The organism is Nitratifractor sp., from assembly GCF_015487065.1.
In the GTDB taxonomy this organism is placed as follows: domain Bacteria; phylum Campylobacterota; class Campylobacteria; order Campylobacterales; family Sulfurovaceae; genus Nitratifractor.
In genome coordinates, this window is record NZ_WFQN01000153.1 from 1 (window position 1) to 4,202 (window position 4,202).

At 57.6% G+C, this 4,202-nt stretch carries 5 protein-coding genes; all 5 read left to right on the plus strand.

Annotation, left to right across the window (positions count from 1 at the left end; translation table 11 throughout):
• Positions 1-1,342: Fe-S cluster assembly protein SufB (gene sufB, locus F8I07_RS08770; RefSeq protein ID WP_292658492.1), on the plus strand; the 1,342-nt coding region annotated here is incomplete at its 5' end.
• The gene (gene sufC / locus F8I07_RS08775) at positions 1,339-2,094 is read left to right on the plus strand and encodes a Fe-S cluster assembly ATPase SufC (RefSeq protein ID WP_292658494.1); all 756 of its coding nucleotides are present in this window, start codon (positions 1,339-1,341) and stop codon (positions 2,092-2,094) included. The genes sufB and sufC, both read left to right, overlap by 4 nt.
• Complete coding sequence (locus F8I07_RS08780) at positions 2,094-3,350, plus strand: SufD family Fe-S cluster assembly protein (RefSeq protein WP_292658497.1); 1,257 nt, start codon at positions 2,094-2,096, stop codon at positions 3,348-3,350. Before sufC ends, F8I07_RS08780 begins: the two co-directional genes overlap by 1 nt.
• A gap of 116 nt (positions 3,351-3,466) precedes the next feature.
• Positions 3,467-3,892, plus strand: a complete 426-nt coding sequence (locus F8I07_RS08785) for a SufE family protein (protein WP_292658500.1) — start codon at positions 3,467-3,469, stop codon at positions 3,890-3,892.
• Positions 3,889-4,202 (plus strand): iron-sulfur cluster assembly protein (locus F8I07_RS08790; protein WP_292658503.1); only part of this gene is annotated, 314 nt, incomplete at its 3' end. The genes F8I07_RS08785 and F8I07_RS08790, both read left to right, overlap by 4 nt.

Consider the following 4,202-nt stretch of genomic DNA (forward strand, 5'->3'; position numbering starts at 1 on the left):
CGACGAGGTGATCCGTTTCATCTCCAAGAAGAAGGATGAGCCCGACTGGATGACCGAACTGCGTCTCAAGGCTTACCACAAATGGCTGGAGATGGAAGAGCCCCACTGGGGCCATCTGGAGTACGAGCCGGTGGATTATCAATCCATCAGCTACTACGCCGCTCCCAAGAAGGGGCCCGAGAGCCTGGACGAGGTGGACCCCAAGATTCTCGAAGCCTACAACAAACTGGGGATCCCTTTGGAGGAGCAAAAACAGCTCGCCGGGGTCAAAGTCGCCGTCGATGCCGTCGTCGACTCCGTCTCGGTCAAGACGACCTATCAGGAGGAGCTCAAGGAGAAAGGGATCATCTTTTGCTCCATCTCCGAAGCGATCCGGGATTATCCTGAATTGATCAAAAAATATATGTTCAGCGTCGTACCGATGAACGACAACTACTTCGCGGCCCTCAACTCGGCGGTCTTCACCGACGGGACTTTCGTCTACATCCCCAAAGGGGTGCGCTGCCCGATGGAGCTCTCCACCTATTTCCGGATCAACGCCCTCAATACGGGACAGTTCGAGCGGACCCTGATCGTCGCCGACGAAGGAAGCTATGTCAGCTACAACGAGGGGTGCTCCGCCCCCATGCGGGACGAGAACCAGCTCCACGCCGCCGTGGTGGAGCTGATCGCTCTCAAAGACGCCGAGATCAAATACTCCACGATCCAGAACTGGTATCCCGGGGACGAAGAGGGCAAAGGCGGAATCTACAACTTCGTGACCAAACGGGGGCTCTGCGAAGAGAACGCCAAGATCTCCTGGACCCAGGTGGAGACCGGATCGGCGATTACCTGGAAGTATCCCAGTTGCGTCCTCAAAGGGGACAACAGCGTGGGTGAGTTCTACTCCGTCGCCGTTACGACCCTGGCTCAGCAAGCCGACACCGGGACCAAGATGATCCACCTGGGCAAAAACACCAGCTCCACGATCATCTCCAAAGGGATCAGCGCCATGAAGGGGCAAAACACCTATCGGGGCCTGGTCAAGATCGGCGCCAACGCCGAAGGAGCCCGCAACTACAGCGAGTGCGACAGCCTGCTCATCGGCGACCAGTGCGGGGCGCACACCTTCCCCTATCTGGAGAGCAAGGATGCCCATGGACAGGTGGAGCACGAGGCGACGACGACCAAGATCAGCGATGAGCAGCTCTTCTACCTTCGCCAGCGGGGGATCACCGAAGAGGACGCGGTGAGCATGATCGTTCACGGTTTCTGCAAAGAGGTCTTCAGCCAGCTGCCTATGGAGTACGCGGTGGAAGCGAAAGCGTTATTGAATCTGACATTGGAAGGAAGTGTAGGATGAGTACAGTAGTTATGGATATCGACAATCTCCACGCCCGCATCGGCGGAAAGGAGATCCTCAAAGGATTGAACCTCCAGTTGGAGGAGGGCAAGGTTCACGCCATTATGGGCCCCAACGGAGCGGGAAAATCGACCCTCTCCAAGGCGATCACCGGTCATTACGACATCGAAGTCCTGGACGGGGAGATTCGCTACAAAGGGCAGAACATCGTCGACTGGGAGCCCGAGGACCGGGCTTTGGAGGGGATCTTCCTCAGTTTCCAGAATCCCGTGGAGATCCCCGGGGTCAACAACGCCTATTTCCTCCGTACCGCCGTCAACGCCAAGCGTAAGCATCTCGGCCTGCCCGAGCTCAACGCCGCGGAATTTCTGCGGGAGATGAAAAAGCTGGTCCAGGAGTTGGGGATGAAACCCGAGATGATCAATCGCTCCTTGAACGAAGGCTTCTCCGGCGGGGAGAAAAAACGCAACGAAATCCTGCAGATGATGATGCTCCAACCCGACGTCATCATTCTGGACGAGATCGACTCCGGTCTGGACATCGATGCTTTGCGGGCCGTCAGCGAAGGGATCAACAAGATGAAAGACGGCAAACGCAGCTTCCTGGTCATTACCCACTACAGCCGGATCCTCGACTACATCGAGCCCGATTATATTCACGTCCTCAAGGACGGGAAGATCATCAAAACCGCCGGCCCCGAGCTGGTCGCCGAGCTCGAGGAGAAGGGTTACGGCGCCATCGAGGAGGCGTGATGAGACCCGTACTGCTGGGCGCGATGAGCCCCGAGAGCCTGATGGAGGAGCTGCAGGCGGCTCCCAGCCGTGCTTTGGCGGCCCGCCGCCTGAGCGAACTGGGAATGCCGACGCGCAAGAGCGAAGCTTACCGCTACTTCGAGATCGATCCTCTGATGGAGCACGACTGGGAAGTGGCGTCGATCGCTCCCACCGCAGAGATCGAAGAGACGCAGCGGCAGATCGTCATCACAGACGGTGTGGTGACGGCGCTTCCGGCCGATGTGGAGGTGCAGGTGGGCTGCAGCGACGCCATCGACCTGGACGGCGCTCATTTCGACCCCCTCTACTATCTGGGACATTTGATGAGCCGTGAAGTGATCTCTTTGCGTTTCCGTAAAGACGCCAAGGTGACGATCGTCCACCGTTATACCCGACCGGCCAAACTGCTGGCTTATCGGACGGCGATCTACCTCGACGCCAATGTGCACGTGCAGATCGCCGAGCGCTACGACGGGGAGGGCGCCTGCGGGGCGCTGATCCTGAGCGGCCACGACGCGTTCGTCTCCCGGGACGCCGCGCTGACGTTGGTCAAGGATCAGACCCTGCGCATCGGGGATTACACCCCGATCTTTTCCCATCGGATCAAGGTCGACTCCCAGGCCTCCTGTCGCCTGCACAGCTTCGACTTCGGAGCCGGCAGCGGCTTGCAGTTGATCAAGGCGGAGCTGCACGAGCACGCCCGTATCGATGCGGACCATCTACTCTATGCCACCGATCATTCCCGGCGGGGGACCGTCAGCCAGATCGTCCATATCGGCCAGAGTTCTCTGAGCACTCAACGGGCCAAAAACATCCTGGCGGAAAAAGCCCGAGGCATCTTCGATGCGCTTATCAAGGTGGAGCATACCGGCAAATATACTAAAGCCCACCAGAACTCCAAGGCGATCCTGCTCAATGACGGCGCCTACATGGCCAGCAAGCCCCAGCTGGAGATCTACATCGACGACCTCGAAGCGAGCCACGGCTCCACCACCGGCCAGCTGGACGAAGCGCAGCTTTTTTACCTGCGTAGCCGGGGCATCGCCAAGGAGGAAGCGCGTAAGATGCTGATCCTCGCCTTCGCCAACGAGCTCATCGACGCTCTGGAGGATGAAGCGCTCCGCGAAGACCTCCACCGCAGCTTCGAAGAAGCCTACTGGGGAGTGACGAGCGTCACCTGTATGGAGACGTGTCATGGATGCGAGGACTTGGCTGCGGAAACCGCAGCCAAATAGTGAGGAGTGATGAACGAGGAGTGAAGAGTTGCAGTTTGCGTTGCTTTGCAACGCCTTTATTTAAAAATTTCTAGTGACTAGCGACTAGTGACTAGTGACTCTAAAAAGGAGTGACCGTGTCAACTATCCAAGAAGTTCTTCAGCGTTACAAAGAGGATTTCGACCTCTTCGAAACGCCCAATGAGAAGTTCGAATACATCTTCGATCTGGGGAAACGCCATACGACCCTGCCGGAAGAAGAGAAGAACGACGCAACCTTCATCGAAGGGTGCGCTTCGCCCGCTTGGCTGGTGGGGGAGTGCCGTGACGGCAAACTGATTCTCCGTGGAGAAGGCACCAGCGAAATGGCCAAAGGGATGCTGACCCTGTTGCTGGATATCTTCAGCGATAAAGGCCCCGACGAAATTCTTAATTTCGACCCGAAGGAGTTGGGCCGGCTGGGGATCGTCGAGCACCTCTCCCCGGTACGCCAGCAGAGTATGGAGGCCTTTTTGAAGAAAGTCTACGACTATGCCAAAGAATGCAAGGAGAAAAACGCATGAGCAAAGATCCCAGAGAGATGCCGCCCGAAGCGTCCGAGATTCGGATGATCGAGGAGCTGCAGAAGATCTACGATCCCGAGATCCCCGTCGATATCTACAACCTCGGCCTGATCTACGACGTGCATTGCGAAAAAGACCCGGAGACCAAACTTAACCGCTGCAAAGTGGTCATGACCCTGACGTCGGCCACCTGCTCGATGTCGGAGATCCTCGTCGATCTGGTCAAATCGATCCCTTCCCGGGTAGAGGACCACTCCATCGAAGAGGTGGAGGTGGAGCTGGTCTTCGATCCGCCCTGGGATCAGTCGAA